Below are 17,058 nucleotides of genomic sequence, written 5' to 3' on the forward strand. Positions count from 1 at the left end.
GATATTTCGATACACAAAAACAGCTGTGCGCCTTTATTAACCTCGTCACGCAGGGCCTTGCTGAGCTTCTCACCCTCGATGTCGACGTTCGGCAGAATCTTGTCCAGCCACTTCGGCAGCCACCACGCCTTGTCGCCGAGCAGTGCCATGACGGACGGGATGATCACCATGCGCACGATGAAGGCGTCGAAGAACACCGCCGCGGCGAGCGCGAATCCGATCGACTTGATGAACGAGTTCGGTTCTGCGATGAAGGCACCGAACACGGAGATCATGATGACCGCGGCCGCACTGACCACGCGGGCACCGTGGTTGAAGCCGATTGTCACGGCCTCCTTCGCGCTCGCACCGTGGACGTACTCCTCACGCATACGCGTCACGAGGAACACCTGGTAGTCCATCGCCAACCCGAACACCACGCCGATCAGGAAGATCGGCATGAAACTCACGAGCGGTTGCGGGTTCGAGATGATGCCCAACCAACCGTGCTGGAAGATCGCCACCGTCGCACCGAATGTCGCGAGCACGCTGAGCAGGAAGCCGAGCGTCGCGGTCAGCGGAACCAGGATCGAGCGGAACACCAAGAGCAACAAGATGAATGCAAGGCCGACCACTACGGCAAGGTAGGGCACCAATGCATCCTTCAGCGTGTCCGAGACGTCGCCTTCGAGTGCGGTCTGACCGGTGATGCCGTAGCTGACGCCGATCGAATCGTTGAGTCCCGCTTCTGCTCCGCGGAGGCTGCCCACCAGATCCATCGTGGCCGGATCGGTCGGTCCGCTCTTCGGAGTGATCAGTACCTGCGCGGTGTTGCCGGCCTCGTTGACTCCGACGACCTGTGCGTTCTGGACGTCACCGAAGCTCGAGATGGTCGAGACGACCTCCGCAAAGGCCTCCCCGGCGGGGACGCTGGCATCCTTGGCGTCGACAACCGCGATCAGCGGTCCGTTGCGGCCGTCACCGAAGCCCTCGTCGATCAGGTCGTACGCCTGACGCGCACTGGTCGCCGGGTCACCGGTGGCCTCCGACGGCAATGCCAGGCTCAATCCCGTTGCGGGCAGAGCCAATGCGCCCAGAAGAACTACTCCACCGATCAGCGGCACGAGCGGACGACGAACGACGGCGGTGATGAAGCGCAGAGCCAGCTTCGGCTTGCCTGAATCATTGTTTTCGGACTCCTCCGCACGCTTGCTGAGGAAGGGAATCTTGCCGGCAAAAGCCTTGCGTCCGAACATACCCAGGATCGCGGGCAGCAAGGTCAATGCGATCAGTACCGCGATCAGCACGGTGAAGGCCGCTGCCGCACCCATGTCCGAGAGGAACGGGATGCCGACGACACGCAAGGCAACGAGCGCGATGATGACTGTCAAACCGGCGAATACCACTGCGGAACCGGCAGTTCCGACGGCGCGACCTGCTGCTTCGGCACGGTTGTCGGTGAGGGTGAGCTCATGCCTGAACCTGGACATGATGAACAGCGAGTAGTCGATCGCCACGGCCAGACCGATCATGATCGCCAGCGTCGGAGTCATCGAACTGAGATCCATGAATCCGGTGGCAACCGTGATTCCAAGGCTGCCGATAGCGATACCGATGATCGCGGTCAGGAGCGGAAGCCCCGCGGCCACAAGCGAACCGAACGTGATGGCCAGAACGACAGCGGCAACGGCGATACCGATCAGCTCGGTGACACCACCGGGCATCTCCGCTTCCTGAGCAGCAGAACCACTGACCTGGACGTTGAGTCCCTCGGCCCGACCGACATCGGCTGCGGAGTTGATCGAATCACGCAACGCCTGATCGAGATCGGCGAAGTCACCGCTGAACGGAACCTCGACGTACCCGACCGTGCCGTCGGCACTGAGCGGCGACAACGCGCGCGCGTCGTCCACGGCCTGCGTCTCGGAAGTTCCAGCCGCAGCAGCCTTTTCCTTGAACATCGCAACCATGGAGTCGTTGCCGGTAACCGGATTGACCAACGCCTTCGCGGCCTGTTCCGGAGTGGCAGTCGCCGGGTCCACCTTGGCGGAGTCGGCGACCTTGTCGATGCCACGAATACTCGCGAGCATGTCGTCCATGGCCTTGACGTTCGCCGGATCGGCCAGCGTCGTGCCCGCCGGAGCTTGCACTACGTATCGCGCGCTCAGCGAATCCATCGGGTTGGGCGCGTCGGGAAAACGCTCCGCCATCAGGTCTTGCGCCTGCTGTGCCGGGGTTCCCGGAATGGAGAACGAATCCTTGGTGGGGCCGGACAGAGTGGCTGCCCCGACGCCCATCAGGACCAGGATTATCAGCCAAACGCTGAGGACCGCGCCTTTTCGCCGGTAGGCGAACTTGCCGATCCGATAAAGATAGGTGGCCACGACGGGCTCCTTGCTGTTTCGGTGCGTGTACGTGGACAGGTATTACGTGTGGGGCTCAGAGACGGGACATCTCAGGGACGCGACATCTCAGGGGCGGGCGGCGGCGCGGGCAATCCGGCACGAATCTGCCGAAAAGCGTCGTGAACCAACTCCTCCGGACTGGAAGCCTCCGACTTTCCGCCAGTCCAGACGTCGATCACCGATTTAGCGGCTCCGCCCACCGCTCCCAGGAGGAGCGTCGGGTACAGGTCCTTCTCGGCGTCGGTACCGGTGCGTTCCGCCAATGCCTGAACGACTGCACGGTTGATCCGCTGATGCATGTCTGCGGCATCCCGGTAGAGCGCGGGACTCGAATCCGACAGCAGCCAGATACTTGCCTTCTCACTCCCACTCGGACCTGAGTCGTTCACGATTTCGACCACAAGTTCTTCGAGGACGTCGAGAATTGGTTCGTCCGCGGGCCGCGACGCAAGCGCCTCGATCCACAGGTTCACCGATTCCTCGAAACTGGCGAGCACTGCCTCCTCCTTGCTGGAGAAGTAGTTGTGGAACGTCCTCGTCGACACTCCGGCCTCGGAGGCGATCGCGTCAGCGGTGACGCATTCGATCCCCAGCGCACGAGCGAGCCGTGCTGCCGCGCCACTGAGTGCGGCACGGGTTGCTGCCTTCTTGCGGTCGCGAAGGCCTTGTTCGATGATCACTCCAACACGGTACCCAACTTGCAGAGCTCTGCAACTTTGCAGAGGTCTGCAATATTGTGCGATCGAACACACAGCGCGGAAACTCGAGGCGTACCTCACACTCACGCACGGCAAATGCCTGAACAGCGCGACAGAGAGAGTTGTGAGCAGCTCCACGGCGTGACGCCCACTGCCAAGTTGACGCGTGAATCAACATGGCCTGACATACTTTGCGGTGAATTAACCGCAATGTGCTCGGCGAAGGAATCTGATGGACCCGCTCCTGCATACCTGGCCGGTTTCGTCCACGGTAATGCTGTGGGGATCGAAGTCCGGACGAGGCTCCGTACTACGTCTCGTCCGTCTGACCATCGGATTCTGCTCACTCAATTTCTCGATCGTGGCGTTCCTGTTTCTCCTCAGCGGAGAGGGCCCGGACGGACCGTTTGCGCGCAGTTGGCTCGTCGGCATTGCGACCGTCAACCTGATCCCCACGATTCTCTGGTTTGTCGGCCGAATCAGAGGTTCACGCATGCTCAAGCTCTACGGTCTGTGGGCGGATCTCGGAACGGCCTCGATTCTCATCACCTTCAACAGCCATAACGCCGCCCTTTTCGGCGCGGCACTCTTTGTGGCCACCGGCGCCTACTTCACCTATTTTCTCGACCGCCACTGGCTGGCATTCCACCTCGCCTTTGCCACGACGTTTGTCATCGCCCTGACCGTGCTCGGCCTGACGAACGGCGACTACTCGGCAACCAGCGTGATTGCACGCACCGACGTCGTACTGTGTGCCGTGATCTTCATTCCGGCCACCATTCAATTCACCTGGCGGCAATTACTCTCGCGCGCAACGGGATCCAAGGTGGATGCACTCACCGGACTCCTGAACCGGCGAGGGCTGTGGGACATGTCGGAGCGTATCTGGTCGGTCGCGTCGGCAAATCGTGCCGACATTGCTGTTGCCGTCGTCGACATCGACAAGTTCAAGGCTGTGAACGACACCTTCGGTCACGAAGTCGGTGACGCCGTCATCATCCGGACAGGAACGCGCCTGCAGGAGCATGTGAACGGTTTCGGCTACGCCGCGCGCACCGGCGGCGAGGAGTTCACCGTTGTGATGATCGGCACCCCGTACGGACTTCGCAAAAGAATCGCGACACTGCCCAAAGCCGTCGTGAACGCTTCCGACGACCCCTTGGCCACGGTCAGCGTCGGAGCAGCGACGCTACCTTTCATCCCGCATCAGGAAGAGTTCGACTACAACGAGTTCTCCCGAGCAATCGTTGCGGCCGATCATCTGATGTACGACGCAAAATCCGCGGGAGGCAACACTGCGAACACTGCTCCTATGACTGTTCCACGTCGACGGGCACCCTGAAACCGGGCTGTATCAGCGCCGATTCCACGCCTCGGGATCTGCCGTCAGTTCGTGAATGAACTCGGGCAACTCTCCACCTGCAACATCGGTGAGTGTGACATTTTCGAGCACAGCACGGAGGTTGACGCGCACTGCAATCCACACCTCCTTGAGGGGCGTCGCCGGCCCCCCGTAGTCGACGTCTTCCGGTCGCTGACCCCGAATCGAAGCAAGCGGTCCTTCGACGGCTCGTATGACGTCTGCAATCGTGATCTCGTCCGCGGACCGAGCGAGCCAGTATCCCCCGTCCGGGCCTCGACGGCTGTTGACCAAGCCGCCGCGCCGCAGGTCCGAGAGCACCGCTTCCAGGAACTTGTGGGGTATGACCTGGGATTTGGCGAGAAACTCGGCCTTGGCCGGGTCAGGACCTACTGCCGCGAGCTCGACCAGAGTCCGCACGGCGTAGTCCACCTTCGCGGTGATATGCACCGGCAATTCCTACCATCGTTCTATGAATAGTCGCAACAAACCTGCGAGTTCTTCGCCGCAAAGGGTTCCGTGACGTTACATTTTGATGCATGATGTAACGATCGAAGCTAGAGAACAGGACAAATCGCGTGTGGGAAACCCTTCTCGAATCATGGAAGTCACTTCTCGAACCGCTCCATGATCCAGTCACGCTCGCAATCCCCGCGTTTGTCATCTTCCTGGCAATCGAATGGTTCGCGGCCCGCGCTCTCGAGGATCATCCCGACGACGCCGACGGACGCGCACGACCCGCGGAAGGCGGCTACCGAAGCGTCGACGCCAGAACCAGCGTTCTGCTCGGACTCGTGTCGATCGCAACGAGCACCTTCTGGAAAGTGCTGGCGCTGATCGGCTATTCCGCAATCTGGGTGTACCTCGCTCCGTGGCACCTCTCGCCGACGGCCTGGTACACCTGGGTGATCCTGCTGCTCGGAATCGACGTCCTCTATTACGCGTATCACCGCATCGCGCACCGAGTTCGAGTCATCTGGGCCACACACCAGGCTCACCATTCGAGTGAGTACTTCAACTTCAGCACCGCACTGCGGCAGAAGTGGAACAACAGCGGTGAGATCATCATGTGGTTGCCGTTGCCGTTCCTCGGGATTCCGCCGTGGATGGTGTTCGTCGGCTTCTCCGTCAGCCTCGTCTACCAGTTCTTCGTCCACACCGAACGTGTCGGAAAACTCTGGCGGCCCATCGAATTCATCTTCAACACGCCGTCGCACCATCGCGTCCACCACGGGTCCGACGCCGAGTACCTCGACCGCAACTACGCCGGAATCCTCATCATCTGGGACCGGATGTTCGGAACATTCGCAGCCGAAACCCACCGGCCCACCTACGGACTCACGACGCCGGTCGGAACGTACAACATCTGGAAGCTCCAAACACGCGAATACGCTGCCATCGCTCGCGACTGGAAAGCGTCGAAGTCGTGGCGCCAGCGCGCAGGCTACGTGTTCGGCCCACCCGGCTGGGCACCCAAAGCCGAGGTTACTTCAACAGAATCCACAGCCCCGTCGCACTGAGCAGGAGCAGGGCGACCGCGAGAGCTGCACCCATACCCAAAGCTGGCGTTGCCTTTTCGGCTGAGAACTGGGCCAACCGCCTGGGCCGCGACCGACGTTCGTAGACCGTCACCGCCACGACAAGCACGGCAGCGAGGGACGGGCCGATCAGTGCTAGCGAACCGAACGGCGGCAACCATCTCAAACAGGCGGCAGACAAGCCGAGGATCGACAGACTCGTCCGTACGAACGAGAGCGATGTGCGCTCGGACTGCAAGCCCTTGTCCGGAGGCTTGACACCTTCCGACGGTTCCAGCGCGGTCAATCAGTTCACGACCTCGACCACCAGGACGGTCGCGCAGATCACCAGCAAGATGCCGACCACCGGCGCCATCAGCGGTACCGGCAACGAGCGCTCAGCACGCAGTGCTCGCTCGGCGCTGATCCAGTGAACAAAAGAAGTGATGGCGATCAGAGCGCCGCCGACGAGTAACAACGCTGCCAAGCCGGCACGAACCGTCGGGTTGAGAATGTCGCCGCCGAACGCTTCGAGTCCGACGCCCGACGCGACAAAGGCCGTCGCCGTGCGGATCCAGGCCAGATACGTCCGCTCATTGGCGAGAGTGAACCGTGGATCGGGGTCTTCACCCGTTCGGAACGGTCTCCACCGGGGCATCACCTGTTCATTCCGTCCGGGCAGAAATCACACACTGCCTTCGGAACGGACAACAAGAAAGGAAGGTCATGTCCTTAATCTTCCCTGCCCGCCCCGAAGCAGTGCGAATCGGGTAGACGTAATTCAGCTCGCGGCGAGTGAGACGAGGAAGTCCACCGATCCACTGGCGTCGACGGTGACAAAACCGAGGGACGGGGGTTCAACTCCGAAATCGGTCCAGGTGACCGGAATCGAGCCCGATGCGATCAGCGAATCACCCGAATGCAGCACGGTCATGTCGACCGACACCGGCTTGGACTGACCTTTGAGAGTCAAGGTGCCAGACACCGTGACCGTCGCCGTTGTTCCGTCCGTCGGCACAGCAGCCAAGTCCACCGGCGAGTCGATCGTGAACGTCGCCGTCGGATACGTGCTGGTATCCATCACATTGCCCGTGAACTGGCCGTCGCGCCGATCCGAGTCGGTCTTGATGCTTGCCACCTGCACCGTCACTTCGCCTGAAGTGAGCTTTTCACCCTCGACAACCGCGTTTCCGCTCACCTCGCCCGTGGTTCCGACGACGGTCACACTCGATCCGTTCAGAATCTCGTGCACGGTGTATCCCGCTGCCGTCTGGTTGTCCCCCTGCCCGGCGACGACGGTCCACTGCCCGTCGATCGATCCGGACGCCGCTTCTGCGCCCTGAGTGGATACCACGGCCGCCGGCGCATCGTCTTCAGCGATGAATTTCCCGTACGCCCACGGCCCCACAAGCAGGGCGAGTACGACCACAACTACTGCTCCGCCGATCCACCAGATCTTTTTCATGGGTTCGACGATAGTTGCAGCTTCAACGATTGTCAGGACTTACGACCTGGGAGAACCCTGTGAAAGCGCTCCACGAACACCGAAAGCGGGCACACCCGCAGCCATTAGTAATCATTTGGTAAAGTGGTTTTGCATTCCGGCCCCCAGCCTGGAGTGCCTGGGCCGTGCGCATCGAATCATGCATCGATCCCGATGCGCACGGTCTGCCCGAAACACGAATCACACCGATCGGGGGGGCTCGCAATGGCGGACCTGACGCTCCTGACCGACGACGAGTTACGCGAGCGTCGGATCGCCCTCAGTCGATCCCTCACTACCGCAGCAGATTTGATCCCTACCCCGCCACCCTCGTTCTTCGAGAAGCTGAAGCAGGACATCGATGCCGCCGCTGCAGAGTGGATCGCTCGCCGCTCCTGAACTTCGTCAACCTGTGAATGTCCACCGGAGGACGGCCCCTCCCCCATAAGACTTAGTGCGGCTTCCGATCTCCTCCGAAGTCCAGCGCTGTCCTCGTCCGAATGGCGGACTGGCCGGTCGTCCGATGGTCCAGTCGGAGCGTGTCCGTCCTGACGGTCGTCAGCGCTCGCACGCCAGGTTTACCATACAAAAAAGCTCCCCACCTGCGTGAACAGGTGGGGAGCTTTGGCGGTGGCGGAGGGATTTGAACCCTCGGACGGGGGTTACCCGTCACACGCTTTCGAGGCGTGCTCCTTAGGCCGCTCGGACACGCCACCGTTGGTGACTTTACCGGATGGAGTGCCCGTGGCCGAAATCGCCAGGTGGAGCGGTATTACGTGAGCTTGTCCTTGATGCTGGATGCGGCGTCCTTGACCTTCTCGCCGGCATCCTTGACGGCCGATTTCACCTGGTCGCCTTTACCTTCGTTTTCGAGGTCCCGGTCACCGGTAGCGCTGCCAGCAGCTTCCTTGGCCTTGCCCCCGAGGTCTTCGGCCTTGTTCTGAGCCTTGTCTGCGATTCCCATGAGTACTCCTCTGTGAACGCGAACGAATCGCCTTCCGACGATCCGCCGATGCCCTGACGGCATCTGCCTCCACCATGCCCTCGATTGCTGGATCCGGCTACCCGAGTGTGCGATCACTCTCGATGGGGAATACCGATTTCAGGCCCGCTGCTCGCGGAAGAAATCTTCCAAAAGCCCAGCGCATTCGTCCTCGAGGACCCCGCCGCGCACCTGCGGCCGATAGGTCAATCTTTTATCTCGAACTACGTCCCATAATGATCCGACGGCTCCGGTTTTCGGCTCCCACGCCCCGAAAACAACCCGAGAAACCCGGGCGAGGACCAGAGCGCCAGCACACATCGTGCATGGCTCGAGGGTGACGGCCAGCGTCGCACCTTCCAGGCGCCAGCCGTCACCGTAGATTCTTGCGGCAGCGCGCAACGCCAGGATTTCGGCGTGCGCGGTCGGATCGGACGACGCTTCCCGGGCATTGGCGGCCCGAGCAACTTCGACGCCGTCTGCGTCGAACACCACTGCCCCGACCGGGACGTCTGCGTCGGAGGCGGAACGTGCGGCCACGATGGCCGCACGGATCATGCGCTGATCGTCAGCGAGAGTCATCTAACGCGGGAGCTTGTCGAGCGCTGCGCCGAACTCGGACGCGAACCCGAGTCGCTGCGCGATCATCCCCAACTGCTCGTCCGGATAAAGGTCGGTCTCGGCCGCGATGACAGCGAGCACGGGTTCCGGCAGGCCCAGATCGGCCAGGACGGACAGGTCGCCCTCTTCCCAGGGTTCGACATCGTCGAGGTCGTCCGGGTCGATGTCGGGGATCTCGATGTGCAAGGCGTCGAGGACGTCAGCTGCGATGTCGTAGTCGATGGCGGCGGTCGCGTCGGAAATCAGCAATTGCGTGCCCGACGGCGCCGGACGCAACACGATGAAGAACTCGTCGTCGACGTCGAGAAGACCGAAGACGGCACCCGAACTTCGCAGCTCACGCAGCTGCGTTTCGGCGGCCGAGAGCGAGGTCAACGCGTCGGGCGTCAGTGCCTTGACCGTCCAACGCCCCTCTTCACGGACCACCGCGACACCGAAGCCTTCAAGCTCCTCCGACTGGTTCGAAGAGGCGCTCTTGTTACCCGCGCGCTGTGCACCCATGGCGCAACGGTAGCCCGCCTGGTGCCAGTGAGTGAAGTCCGAGCATCGATGTGCCAACCTGAACTCGTGTCTGCGATCGATTCCGCCCCACCAGTCTGCGTTCTCGGCCTCGGATTGATCGGCGGTTCGCTACTTCGCGCCGCCGTCCGATCCGGCCGTCAGGCGTGGGGTTACAACCGTTCCAGCGAGTCCGCCGACGCGGCCCGAGCCGACGGTTTCGACGCCGACACCGATCTGGTTTCAGTGCTGCAGAGAGCGAACGAGAGCGGTGCGATCATTGTGATCGCCGTGCCGATGCCTGCCGTCGACGCCACCTTGGAGGCAATCGCCGCGCATGCGCCGAACAATCCGATCACCGACGTCGTCAGCGTCAAGGGCGAAGTGAAGGCCGCGGTCGAACGAGCGGGCTTGAGCGCCAAGTTCGTGGGCGGTCATCCGATGGCGGGGACGTCAGCTTCGGGTTGGGCGGTCGGGGATGCCGATCTGTTCGTCGACGCGGTGTGGGTCGTTGCCACCGACGAAGGCGTCGATGCAGACGTGTGGTCGCAGGTCGCCGACCTTGCACTCGACTGCGGCTCGGTGGTCGTGCCGGCCGAATCTCTCGAGCACGATCGAGCAGTCGCGCGTATCTCTCACCTGCCCCACCTACTGGCGGAAACACTCGCGATCACCGGAGCTGCCGGCGGCGAACTGGCCCTTGGGCTGGCCGCCGGGTCATTTCGCGACGGCACCCGCGTAGCCGGGAGCGCTCCTGGCCTGGTGCGGGCGATGTGCGAGGGCAACCGTGACGCCCTGCTGGTCGCGCTGGACGAAGCGCTCGACCTTTTGCAGGGTGCACGCACCGATCTGCTCGACAACGGCTCCACGGCACGATTGGTGGACGCAGGGTTCGCTGCGCGCGGCGCTTACGAGTCGCACGAGCGTTGGGACATCGAAGACCTTCGGGTCGGAGAACCCGACTGGATCGAGCGGATGCGGGACGCCGGTCGACGCGGTGGTGTCATCCGGCGATCCGAAACCTAGAAGTACGAAACCTAGATTCGAGTTGCCAGACCCGGGTAGTCGAGGACGAAGCCTTCGGTATCGACGGCCAGCGTCGAGCTGGACACCGGGGACAGCACACTGATTCCGTCGGTGCCACTGCTGTAGGTGATGGTCGCACCCTCGACGCGCAGGTCGAGAAGGTTGACGTAGACGACCGGGACCTCGGCGTCTTCGATGTCGTTCTGCAAGCCGACGCGGCGGATGGGCAGCGTGTTGAAGAACGGGCTGAGGATCACGTCGACATCGAGTGCGCCATCGAACGCCGAGCGCTGGTGACTGGCGCCGTTCTCGACCATCCAGGTGCCTTCTTCGTCCCGGCTGATCGACATCTGACGCTCACCGGCGGCCAGGGCGGTCCGCACCGACAGCCTGCGGGTGATGCCGGCCTCGTCGGTGACCAGGTCGTATGACGCACTGAATGCCGGGTGCTCACTGCAGGCTCCACCGATGATCCGGCCGGAAGCCTTGATGCGATTTCCGTTCAGCTGCACACGAACAGACTCCATACGAGGAGCGTTGTGGGCCTGCCAGGTCAATACCGCGGGCCAGGACGCGTCACCGGAAGGTTGGATGCTCACCCGACCACGGTAATGGACGAACGGGCGCGGAGCACCGCTGGTTCGGGTTATTGCTTCGATCAGGGACCTTTTAGGGACTTCGATCGGCCCCGAAGATCTCGATGTAAGGCGTTTCACAACGGTTCTTCCGTAAGGAGCACCCCGCAGACCGAATAGTTGGCAAACGGTGTCGGAGTTCTCGAGTACCGTGCTTCTAGGTCGGTTCGTGAGGAAGGGTGCTGTGACGTCGTCGCGGAGCATGGTGGGTTTGTTTGCCGGTATCGGCGGGCTCGAGTTGGGGCTCTCGGAACATGGGTGGAACACCGAACTGCTGTGTGAAATCGATCCGGGCGCCCAGGCAGTTCTCCGTTCGCGATTCGCCGACGTGCCGTTGCACGGCGACGTCACCAAACTGCGCGCGCTGCCCAGCGACATCGAATTGGTGGCCGCCGGTTTCCCCTGCCAGGACCTCTCTCAAGCCGGCAAAACAGCAGGCATCACCGGCGCACGCTCAGGCCTGGTGGACGAGGTGTTCCGTCTGGTCAAGCGCAAGAAAGGCCCGCGCTGGCTGTTGATCGAGAACGTTCCGTTCATGCTGCAACTCGGCAAGGGCGCTGCCATGCGGCACATCACCGACGCTCTCGAAGACCTCGGATACACCTGGGCATACCGGGTGGTGGACGCCCGTGCCTTCGGACTCCCCCAGCGCCGCCAGCGCGTCATCATGCTTGCCTCGCGCACGGACGATCCTCGCGAAATCCTGTTCGGCCAGGACGCTGGCGAGCGCCTGGGAGGTGATCCCGCGGACTACCCCTGCGGCTTCTACTGGACCGAAGGCACCCGCGGACTCGGGTGGGCCGTCAATGCGGTGCCGACGCTCAAGGGCGGCTCGTCCGTCGGCATCCCCAGCCAGCCGGCGGTCCGGTTGCCGTCCGGTGAGATCGTCACTCCCGGCCTCGTCGACGCCGAACGCCTGCAGGGTTTCGATCCCGACTGGACGCTGCCGTCCGTCGAGGTTCCTGGGCTTCGCCACAGCCACCGATGGAAGCTCGTCGGCAATGCCGTGAGCGTGCGGATGGCATCGTGGGTCGGTGGCCGGCTGAACGATCCCATCGAATACGACGCCGCCGGCGAGACGCCACTCGAACCGGGCGACGCGTGGCCGAGTGCGGCGTGGGGCCGTAACCGCCAAGCCTTCCGCGTCCATACCTCGACCTGGCCGGTCCAGTACGACTACGAGGATCTGAGTGGCTTCCTCGAGGACACGCGGTTGCTGTCGGCGCGGGCCACAGCCGGCTTCCTCAAGCGCGCACGCATGGGCAATCTTCGGTTCATCCCCGGTTTCATCGAGGACGTCGAAAGCCATCTCGAGCGGATGGGCGGATACCCCGAGGCCGCGGCATGACGGAATCACTGTTCCCCGAACCTGAAACGCTATTCCCCGAACCGCTGTTTTCCGAGCCGGAACACGAACCACTGTGGAGCGCACTGCAACTCGCGGGCGACAAGCCTCCGGCCGACGCCGATCGCGGCGAGAAGAAGAACTACGCCCAGCGACTCTCCAATCAACTGGCACAGACGGTGGCCGACGCTCTGCGTCCGCTGTATCCCAACATCACCCCGACAGCGTCCGGCGAAGGCCAGGAGGCAACCGTTGATGTCGCCAAGGGCCGAAAGCGCTTGGACGTCAAGGCACTCGACCCCACTCTCGGCCTGATCCTCTGCGTCTCCATCAAGACGTACAACTTCCAGGACTACAGTCCCCGCAGCGGAAAACTTGGACGGTGGACCAAGAACATCGTCCGCAACGACCACGAATTGCGTGGCGAGGCAATGGTTCTGCATCAGCGTCAGCCGTACAGCGTGTTGGTCGCCGTCATGTTCGAGCCGTACGCCACGTGCGACGACGGCGACCCGACCAAGACCAGCGACACCGGCAAATCCTCTTTTGCACACCACGTCACGACGCTCTCGAAGCGCTCGGGCCGGGGCAAGCGCGCGGTGGTCGGCGTTCCAGGAAAGGCCTGGGTGGATCTCGGCGCCGAGGACACCCGCTACGACCTCTTCGAGAAGGTCTACATCGGACTCTACGAACCCGATGGCGCGGTTCGGTTCTTCGACGTCGACGAGCCGCCGCCGCGCAACGGCCGGCCCACCGAAGCTCAGACGCTCTCGTTCACCGACTTCGTGACCGTCGTGCACGGTGAAGTGGAGCGTCGCAACAGGTTTGCGCCCACCTGGTCCGATCCCGAAGACAGCGACGATTCCGACGGCTGAGGGAACCACGGTGCCTGCGACGGATCCTGCCACCAGCGCTCGGATGAGCGCTCAGCGTCGGCGCGACACCAAACCTGAAATTGCACTTCGACGCGAGCTTCATCGGCGCGGACTCCGGTACTTCGTGGACCGGGCGCCTGTCAAAGGTGTTCGCCGACGCGCTGATCTGGTGTTTCCGCGCCGCAAAGTCGCGGTGTTCGTGGACGGATGCTTCTGGCACAGCTGCCCGCAGCATGCGACGTTTCCCAAGAACAACGCGCAGTGGTGGACGGACAAGTTGGCCGCCAACGTGGTTCGAGACCGCGACACCGATGCACGTCTGGCAGAGCAGGGTTGGACCGTCATCCGCATCTGGGAGCACGAAGATCCGCTGGTAGCAGCCGAACGCGTCCAGAAAGCCCTGCTCGGTCCGTAAGCTCGATTTCGTGAAGGAACGCAACATTGCGCGGTGGGGTTTGGTGGCTGCGCTGGCTCTGGGCGGAATCGTCTACTCGTCGTGGATTCTCGAATTTTTCCTCGACACCGGCCTCGACCCGGTGACATCGTTCCTCAGCGAACTCGATGCCGAGAACCAGAAATACCGTGACGTCTTCGGCAATGCCGACGTCCTGTCCGCGATCTTGATGTTGATCTCCGGAGCGCTGGGTCTGCTGATCACGCCCAGGCGCAGGCTCTACGTCACGGGCTGGATTGCACTTGCAGTGTTCGGCATCGCCACAATCGCCGACGCGTCGTTCCCTCTCGAATGCTCGGGCGAGGGTTGCCCGTCGAGCGCACCCGACGGTCTACTTCCGCAGCTCCACCATGTTCACGCATTGACGAGCAGCGTGGCGGTGTTCGCGATCTTCACCGCGATGATCGCATTCACCGTGGGAGCGTTCAGGTATCGCGAACACCGGTCGTTGCGTACGACCGGCCTGACCATTTTGATCCTGACTTCCCTTGCGACGGTGTGGATGTTGACGACCAACAGCATCGAAGTCTCCGGCGGCGGTAATCTCGGACTGGGTATCGCTCAACGCGCACAGGTGCTGGGGATGTCGTTGTGGTTGTGCACCCTGGCATTTGCGATGTCGAGGCCGCCATCCACCGGGCTCCCGGCGTCGCCACGCTGACAGGTTTTCCGGCAAGCGATTCGGGCGATCCTGGAACTACAACTGAAAATGGCTGCCCCGAACTAGCGAAGGTGTGCCCATGTCTCTCGCGTCGTCGTTCTTCGCCCATCCACACCAGGCGTTCACTGCCGGTTTCTACCGCAACGAGTCCTTCGACTTCGAGCTACGAGTCGTTCTCGGGCAAGCCACCTACGGCGCGGCAGATACCGGCGAAGTGCTCTCGGCCATCGCTCATGTCGGCGAGAAAGACCTCGAGGGCTGGTATGAGGCCTGGTTCGACCTCGGCACACGAGTATTCGGGCAGGCCGATGAGGCGGCCGAGGCCGGGCATTCACGAAGCGCGTCCAACGCGTACCTGCGGGCGGCGTCGTACTTCGGTGTGGCGATCAACGCCGTCGACGGTCTCAGCGACGATTCGGTTCTGGTCCCCACTTTCAAACGTCACCGACAGGCGTGGGACCGCTTCGTCGACACCACCGCCCAGCCCGTCGAACGCGTCCGGATCCCTTACGAGGACACCTACTTGCCCGGGTACTTCTTCCGGCCACCCGGCGACGTGCGACGGCCGACGTTGATCATGGTGAACGGTAGCGACGGCCCGATCAGCGGACTGTGGGGCAGCGGCGGCGCCGGGGCCCTCGAGCGGGGCTACAACGTGTTGATGTTCGACGGTCCCGGTCAGCAGTCGATGCTCTTCGAGCGCAACATCCCGTTCCGTCACGACTGGGAATCCGTCATCACGCCCGTCGTCGACTATCTCGTGGACCGGCCGGACGTCGATGCGTCGAAGCTGGCGATCTACGGGATCAGTCAGGGCGGTTACTGGGTACCGCAGTCGTTGGCGTTCGAGCATCGGATCGCGGCAGCGATCGCCGATCCGGGGGTCGTGGACGTGGCCGCGTCGTGGCTCGCCCATATCCCCAAGAACATGCAGAAGCTGCTCGACGAGGGGAAGTCGGAGGCCTTCGACCGCGACATGGCGATAGGGCTGGGGATGAAATTCTCGAAGGACAGCGCCCGGATCTGGCGTTTCCGAGCGCGTCCGTACCTCGCCGACGGTTACTACAACACTCTCGCCGAGGTTCGGAAGTACCACCTCGAACACGTCGCCGGCTCGATCTCCACTCCCCTGCTCATCACCGATCCGGAAGGCGAGCAGTTCTGGCCCGGTCAATCCAAGCGGCTTGCCGCCCTATCCGGCGGACCGACGACGGTGGTTCCCTTCACCGCTGCCGAAGGCGCGAACTTCCACTGTCAGCCCATGGCGAGGCGTCTGACGGATCAGCGAATGTTCGACTGGCTCGACGAGCAGTTGGATCTCTGAATCAGGACACTTTCTCCTTTTTCGTCAAGAGAGTGGCGAGCATCGGCAGCAGTAGAACGGTGATCGCCCCGGCCGCGACAAGAATCGACGCGTTGTCCGACGACATCTGATGCGCGTCGACGGCAGCGCCCGTGACCGCCACGATCATGGGCAGACCGGTAGCCCCGTACAACGCGACTTGCGCACTTTCGCGCGTGGTGAAGGGCGGCTCGACCTTCTCGAACTTGGTCACGAAGAACACCGGCACGCCGCGGACGACAACGATCAGGATCAGAAACGCAATCAGTATGCCGGGACTGGCGGCGACCGCCGAGACGTCGATTGCCATGCCTGAAGTGATGAAGAAGATCGGGATGAGGAACCCGAAGGCGATCCCGTCGAGCTTGATCTCGAGGCGCTCGTCGCCCTCTGGCATCAGTCGCCGCAGGATGAAGCCGGCGGCAAACGCGCCGAGAATGACGTCGAGTGAGAACACGGCCGACAGCACTCCGAGGCTGACCAACAACAGAACGGTGAGGCGGACCGTCGTCTGCGCCGTGGTGTCCGCTCCTGCCCGCACCAGCCGATGTGTCCACGAGCCTTCGTGAATCAGCTTGCCGGGCAGCACCGCCACGACGATGGCGATCAAGGCGAAGACGGCAAGAACGATCAGCGACAGGACGGCACCACGGGCACTCAGCAGCACCGCCATCGCGACGACCGGCCCGAGTTCGCCGACGGCCCCGTGATTGAGGACCGTCTTGCCCAAGCGTGTGTCGAGGAGTTTGTTGTCCTTGAGGATCGGCAACAGCGTGCCCAGTGCGGTCGACGTCATTGCGATGGCAACAGCGGCTTCCGCGGAGATCACGTTCCTCATGCCAAGCAGCGCGACCACCGTGAACGCCAACGCGAGGCAGAACAGCCACGTGTAGAGCGCTCGACGTCCGCCGCGCCCACTGAGTTCCTGTCGGTCGATCTCGTAGCCGGCGAGCAGGAACAGCATGCCGAGGCCGAGTTCGCGGAGGATTCCGATCGCTTCGCTGTCAGCGGCGATGTTGAGGGCGAACGGCCCGACCACGGCGCCCGCGACCAGTAGCAACACCACTTCGGGAACCAGTCGACGCGGGATCAACCCCGCGACTATCGGCGCGATGGCCGCGATCAGCGCAATCCAGAACAGCGACGAGGCAATTGAAGGCACGGATCATTGTCGGAC

The 17,058-nt window shown here is 62.7% G+C and carries 19 protein-coding genes, 1 tRNA gene and 1 pseudogene; 9 read left to right on the forward strand and 12 right to left on the reverse strand.

The window, feature by feature from the left end; genetic code table 11:
* Positions 1-50: 50 nt before the first annotated feature.
* Together AC1DVN_RS07095 and AC1DVN_RS07100 are read right to left on the reverse strand one after the other, a co-directional pair.
* Positions 51-2,363, reverse strand: a pseudogene (locus tag AC1DVN_RS07095) (MMPL family transporter); the annotation flags it as partial.
* Positions 2,364-2,434: 71 nt separating this feature from the next.
* Complete coding sequence (locus tag AC1DVN_RS07100; RefSeq protein ID WP_007731646.1) at positions 2,435-3,064, reverse strand: TetR/AcrR family transcriptional regulator; 630 nt, start codon at positions 3,062-3,064, stop codon at positions 2,435-2,437.
* A 250-nt stretch (positions 3,065-3,314) separates the two neighbouring features.
* Here AC1DVN_RS07100 and AC1DVN_RS07105 point away from each other — a divergent pair, with 250 nt between their 5' ends.
* Positions 3,315-4,424: a GGDEF domain-containing protein gene (locus tag AC1DVN_RS07105; RefSeq protein WP_477993646.1), complete on the forward strand. Its 1,110-nt coding sequence runs from the start codon at positions 3,315-3,317 to the stop codon at positions 4,422-4,424.
* A gap of 12 nt (positions 4,425-4,436) precedes the next feature.
* On the opposite strand, the gene AC1DVN_RS07110 is transcribed toward AC1DVN_RS07105, so the two are convergent.
* The gene (locus AC1DVN_RS07110) at positions 4,437-4,892 is read right to left on the reverse strand and encodes an RrF2 family transcriptional regulator (RefSeq protein ID WP_003943908.1); all 456 of its coding nucleotides are present in this window, start codon (positions 4,890-4,892) and stop codon (positions 4,437-4,439) included.
* 128 nt (positions 4,893-5,020) lie between these two features.
* On the opposite strand from AC1DVN_RS07110, the gene AC1DVN_RS07115 reads away from it, so the two are divergent.
* Positions 5,021-5,962, forward strand: coding sequence for a sterol desaturase family protein (locus tag AC1DVN_RS07115; protein WP_080910545.1), 942 nt, complete (start codon positions 5,021-5,023; stop codon positions 5,960-5,962).
* Here AC1DVN_RS07115 and AC1DVN_RS07120 read toward each other — a convergent pair.
* The 3 genes from AC1DVN_RS07120 to AC1DVN_RS07130 all read right to left on the reverse strand — a co-directional run bounded on the left by AC1DVN_RS07120 (position 5,928) and on the right by AC1DVN_RS07130 (position 7,424).
* Positions 5,928-6,266, reverse strand: coding sequence for a DUF202 domain-containing protein (locus AC1DVN_RS07120; RefSeq protein WP_029254269.1), 339 nt, complete (start codon positions 6,264-6,266; stop codon positions 5,928-5,930). The two genes, AC1DVN_RS07115 and AC1DVN_RS07120, sit on opposite strands and share 35 nt — an antisense overlap.
* Positions 6,267-6,617, reverse strand: a complete 351-nt coding sequence (locus tag AC1DVN_RS07125) for a YidH family protein (RefSeq protein WP_256064761.1) — start codon at positions 6,615-6,617, stop codon at positions 6,267-6,269.
* A 123-nt stretch (positions 6,618-6,740) separates the two neighbouring features.
* Entirely contained in the window at positions 6,741-7,424 is a 684-nt protein-coding gene (locus AC1DVN_RS07130; protein ID WP_019746487.1) for a YceI family protein, read from the reverse strand.
* Positions 7,425-7,667: 243 nt separating this feature from the next.
* Here AC1DVN_RS07130 and AC1DVN_RS07135 point away from each other — a divergent pair, with 243 nt between their 5' ends.
* Positions 7,668-7,841: a hypothetical protein gene (locus AC1DVN_RS07135; RefSeq protein ID WP_003943953.1), complete on the forward strand. Its 174-nt coding sequence runs from the start codon at positions 7,668-7,670 to the stop codon at positions 7,839-7,841.
* A gap of 226 nt (positions 7,842-8,067) precedes the next feature.
* Here AC1DVN_RS07135 and AC1DVN_RS07140 read toward each other — a convergent pair.
* From AC1DVN_RS07140 to AC1DVN_RS07155, 4 genes are all read right to left on the reverse strand, one after another.
* Positions 8,068-8,158: transfer RNA gene (locus AC1DVN_RS07140), tRNA-Ser, on the reverse strand.
* Between the two features lie 56 nt (positions 8,159-8,214).
* Positions 8,215-8,406: a CsbD family protein gene (locus AC1DVN_RS07145; protein WP_003943869.1), complete on the reverse strand. Its 192-nt coding sequence runs from the start codon at positions 8,404-8,406 to the stop codon at positions 8,215-8,217.
* Between the two features lie 138 nt (positions 8,407-8,544).
* A complete protein-coding gene (locus tag AC1DVN_RS07150; RefSeq protein WP_019746485.1) occupies positions 8,545-9,006 on the reverse strand; it encodes a nucleoside deaminase in 462 nt (153 codons plus the stop codon).
* Positions 9,007-9,546 carry a tRNA adenosine deaminase-associated protein gene (locus AC1DVN_RS07155; protein WP_003943823.1) on the reverse strand — a complete coding sequence of 180 codons (540 nt, stop codon included), beginning with the start codon at positions 9,544-9,546 and terminating at the stop codon, positions 9,007-9,009.
* A gap of 48 nt (positions 9,547-9,594) precedes the next feature.
* Here AC1DVN_RS07155 and AC1DVN_RS07160 point away from each other — a divergent pair, with 48 nt between their 5' ends.
* Positions 9,595-10,569 carry a prephenate dehydrogenase gene (locus AC1DVN_RS07160; protein ID WP_477993652.1) on the forward strand — a complete coding sequence of 325 codons (975 nt, stop codon included), beginning with the start codon at positions 9,595-9,597 and terminating at the stop codon, positions 10,567-10,569.
* 11 nt (positions 10,570-10,580) lie between these two features.
* Here the strand turns inward: AC1DVN_RS07160 and AC1DVN_RS07165 are convergent, their stop codons facing one another.
* The gene (locus AC1DVN_RS07165; RefSeq protein ID WP_019746484.1) at positions 10,581-11,168 is read right to left on the reverse strand and encodes a putative glycolipid-binding domain-containing protein; all 588 of its coding nucleotides are present in this window, start codon (positions 11,166-11,168) and stop codon (positions 10,581-10,583) included.
* Between the two features lie 238 nt (positions 11,169-11,406).
* Between AC1DVN_RS07165 and AC1DVN_RS07170 the strand changes: the two genes are divergently transcribed.
* From AC1DVN_RS07170 to AC1DVN_RS07190, 5 genes are all read left to right on the forward strand, one after another.
* Positions 11,407-12,552 (forward strand): DNA cytosine methyltransferase, encoded by a 1,146-nt coding sequence (locus tag AC1DVN_RS07170; RefSeq protein ID WP_174531793.1) that lies wholly within the window; start codon positions 11,407-11,409, stop codon positions 12,550-12,552.
* On the forward strand, positions 12,549-13,424 hold the full coding sequence (locus AC1DVN_RS07175; RefSeq protein ID WP_019746482.1) for a hypothetical protein: 876 nt from the start codon (positions 12,549-12,551) through the stop codon (positions 13,422-13,424). The genes AC1DVN_RS07170 and AC1DVN_RS07175 overlap by 4 nt, the downstream gene beginning before the upstream one ends.
* A 10-nt stretch (positions 13,425-13,434) precedes the next feature.
* Entirely contained in the window at positions 13,435-13,839 is a 405-nt protein-coding gene (locus AC1DVN_RS07180; RefSeq protein WP_019746481.1) for a very short patch repair endonuclease, read from the forward strand.
* A gap of 10 nt (positions 13,840-13,849) precedes the next feature.
* A complete protein-coding gene (locus tag AC1DVN_RS07185) occupies positions 13,850-14,539 on the forward strand; it encodes a DUF998 domain-containing protein (RefSeq protein ID WP_477993647.1) in 690 nt (229 codons plus the stop codon).
* Positions 14,540-14,618: 79 nt separating this feature from the next.
* Positions 14,619-15,863 (forward strand): alpha/beta hydrolase family protein, encoded by a 1,245-nt coding sequence (locus tag AC1DVN_RS07190; RefSeq protein WP_182262119.1) that lies wholly within the window; start codon positions 14,619-14,621, stop codon positions 15,861-15,863.
* A gap of 1 nt (position 15,864) precedes the next feature.
* Here AC1DVN_RS07190 and AC1DVN_RS07195 read toward each other — a convergent pair whose 3' ends face one another.
* Positions 15,865-17,043, reverse strand: coding sequence for a cation:proton antiporter (locus tag AC1DVN_RS07195; RefSeq protein WP_019746478.1), 1,179 nt, complete (start codon positions 17,041-17,043; stop codon positions 15,865-15,867).
* Positions 17,044-17,058: the final 15 nt, after the last annotated feature.

The sequence above is a fragment of the Rhodococcus sp. P4_E4 genome (assembly GCF_056401575.1).

Coding starts and splice junctions, on each gene's coding strand:
- AC1DVN_RS07105 (WP_477993646.1), top strand. CDS start 3,315: ATGGACCCGCTCCTGCATACCTGGCCGGTTTCGTCCACGGTAATGCTG.
- AC1DVN_RS07125 (WP_256064761.1), bottom strand. CDS start 6,617: ATGCCCCGGTGGAGACCGTTCCGAACGGGTGAAGACCCCGATCCACGG.
- AC1DVN_RS07130 (WP_019746487.1), bottom strand. CDS start 7,424: ATGAAAAAGATCTGGTGGATCGGCGGAGCAGTAGTTGTGGTCGTACTC.
- AC1DVN_RS07135 (WP_003943953.1), top strand. CDS start 7,668: ATGGCGGACCTGACGCTCCTGACCGACGACGAGTTACGCGAGCGTCGG.
- AC1DVN_RS07145 (WP_003943869.1), bottom strand. CDS start 8,406: ATGGGAATCGCAGACAAGGCTCAGAACAAGGCCGAAGACCTCGGGGGC.
- AC1DVN_RS07150 (WP_019746485.1), bottom strand. CDS start 9,006: ATGACTCTCGCTGACGATCAGCGCATGATCCGTGCGGCCATCGTGGCC.
- AC1DVN_RS07155 (WP_003943823.1), bottom strand. CDS start 9,546: ATGGGTGCACAGCGCGCGGGTAACAAGAGCGCCTCTTCGAACCAGTCG.
- AC1DVN_RS07160 (WP_477993652.1), top strand. CDS start 9,595: ATGTGCCAACCTGAACTCGTGTCTGCGATCGATTCCGCCCCACCAGTC.
- AC1DVN_RS07170 (WP_174531793.1), top strand. CDS start 11,407: ATGGTGGGTTTGTTTGCCGGTATCGGCGGGCTCGAGTTGGGGCTCTCG.
- AC1DVN_RS07175 (WP_019746482.1), top strand. CDS start 12,549: ATGACGGAATCACTGTTCCCCGAACCTGAAACGCTATTCCCCGAACCG.
- AC1DVN_RS07190 (WP_182262119.1), top strand. CDS start 14,619: ATGTCTCTCGCGTCGTCGTTCTTCGCCCATCCACACCAGGCGTTCACT.